This window comes from Falsigemmobacter intermedius, from assembly GCF_004054105.1.
GTDB classification, from domain to species: domain Bacteria; phylum Pseudomonadota; class Alphaproteobacteria; order Rhodobacterales; family Rhodobacteraceae; genus Wagnerdoeblera; species Wagnerdoeblera intermedia.
On the sequence record NZ_SBLC01000116.1, the window covers coordinates 1 to 2,223 of the forward strand.

Sequence of the window (2,223 nt, forward strand, 5' to 3'; positions counted from 1 at the left end):
TCATGGCGAGAGCCGAAATTGCAGGGTTTCAAATGAGACTATTCGAAATCCTGCAATACAAAGCGAGAAAAATCACCATAATTCTGCATCAAATCAGATATTTGACGATTATTCAGGCCGAACCCATGAGATGGAGCGCGCCGGATTAGCTGCCGGCGTCGTCCAGCGCGGGCTCTGGGCCGAGGCCTGCATTGCCAGACCGAAGGTGCTGCATGCCGACAATGGCGCGCCCATGAAAGGCGCCACTATGAAGACGACGCTGGAGCGTCTGGGCATCATTGCATCCTGCTCTCGCCCGCGTGTCAGCAACGATAACCCCTTCTCCGAAGCACTCTTCCGCACCTGCAAATATCGCCCGGCATGGCCGCGCAAAGGCTTTGCCAGCAAAACGGGAGCACAGGATTGGGTGAAAGACTTCGTGACGTGGTATAATGCCGAGCACCTCCACAGCGCGCTGCGCTTCGTCACACCCAACAGCCGACACGCAGGAGAAGAGCACCGGATGCTGGCAAAGCGCGCTGATCTCTATGCCAAAGCACGCGCTGCAAATCCTCAGCGCTGGACAGGAAAGGCCCGCAACTGACAACCCATCGGACCAGTCTGGCTCAAGCCCGAACGTGATGTCTCAGCGGCAGGAATTAGAGACGCCGCTTAACAAAAGGCCGGACAACTTCTTTGACAAACACCGTACCACATCAGAGCCATAAAATCCAACAAAACAAGGATGATATGGCAATTATCCTGCCGATTTCGGCCGCTGGGTCCAGCGTGGATTGCGCCAGTCGATCCCTTCCAGCAGATAGCCGAGCTGTGCACTGGAGACGGGCACAGCGGCCCCGCTCTGGCTGACAGGCCAGATGAACTTGCCCGCCTCCAGCCGCTTCAGATAGAGCGACATGCCGACGCCGTCATGCCAGAGGATCTTGATCAGATCGCCTTTGCGGCCACGGAAGCAGAAGATCTCGCCGCCATGGGGATCACGGCCCAGGCCCTGCTGCACCTTGAGCGCCAGCGTGTTCATGCCGCAGCGCATATCGGTGACACCGCCGGCGATCCAAACTTTGACGCCCGCAGGAAAGGCAATCATAGCGGATCCACAACATTCAACACGCGCGCCAGAACCTCAGGCGCCACCGCGGCCGAGAAGCTGATCGCCGTCCGTTGCGTAAAGAGATCTCGATCTGATCCGTCGCTGACATTGCAGCAGACCCTATGCCGGATGCCCCGGCACCGGCCTCCAGCATCAGTGGCGTAAAAACTGGCCTGTCGCCTGTTGCACTGTCAGAACCCTGTCGCAATTCCCGCCGCCAGATCGATAAAAGAGAGCGTGAAATACCGTAACGCCGCGCTGTCGCCGACCCTTGCCGCACGCCGCGATAACTCTCTTCGACAATCCGCGGCTTATCCTCATCGCTCCAATGGCGACGCCGGCCCGCTTCATCAGCCGATGAAAATCTCGATCGGGGGAGAATGTGTAGAATATGACATAAGGCAATGCCTTAAGCCTATTTGCAAAAACGGGGCAGACGGCCCTCACCGCAAGGATACGTTGTGGGCGCTTATTGCAAAGAATGAAGAGTTTCCGGGAGGACCTCATCTGGCAGGATGGCCCTTGCCAGTAGGAAGACCTCGAAAATGCGAGAGAAGCTGAAGCGTGTATGAAATCGATCGGAAAGATCGGGACTGTGGAAATCAGGGTTACACTAAGAGCAGAGAGCTCGTTCTGATGTTTTGATCACAGTCTGCGGATCGCATACCGGCCAAGGGAGTTATCATCCCACGCATAGGCCTGACACATGACCGCATTCGATCGTATGATTACCGTAGATGCGACAACTCGCTAAAACCGGGGCTACCCACACATGATGTAACCGCCCCCCGACGGCATCGATGTGCCATGGTGGGATCGTCATAATCCATTAGGGAGGCGGTCATGTCGGAGATTACTACAATCGGCTTGGATCTGGCAAACCCAAGTTCGACAGTTAATTGATTAAGTGTCGAACTTGGGAGGTGCGCGTCGCCGTGCTCAACGGCTTCACCGCCCTCGGCACGCCCATCACAGAGGTCGCAGGATAAATCTGTCCGGGGAAAGGGGAAGTCCGATCAGCAGCCGATTTGTGCAACATGTATAACCGCCCCTTGCGCAAGAGGGTACTTAGCCCACATTTCCCAAGTAAGGCGCTGATTTCGCTGTCCTGACCATTATATTTCCTATATAAA

The 2,223-nt window shown here is 56.1% G+C and carries 3 protein-coding genes; 1 reads left to right on the forward strand and 2 read right to left on the reverse strand.

Translation table 11 applies throughout. The annotated features are described in order from the left end of the window. The coding region (locus EP867_RS19380) for an integrase core domain-containing protein (RefSeq protein ID WP_164888981.1) at nt 1–583 on the forward strand (583 nt) is incomplete at its 5' end. Nucleotides 584–736: 153 nt separating this feature from the next. Here EP867_RS19380 and tnpB read toward each other — a convergent pair. Next, nucleotides 737–1,087, reverse strand: coding sequence for an IS66 family insertion sequence element accessory protein TnpB (gene tnpB / locus EP867_RS19385; RefSeq protein ID WP_128491065.1), 351 nt, complete (start codon nt 1,085–1,087; stop codon nt 737–739). A 16-nt stretch (nt 1,088–1,103) separates the two neighbouring features. Beyond that, nucleotides 1,104–1,496, reverse strand: coding sequence for a transposase (locus tag EP867_RS19390; protein WP_322099047.1), 393 nt, complete (start codon nt 1,494–1,496; stop codon nt 1,104–1,106). Nucleotides 1,497–2,223: the final 727 nt, after the last annotated feature.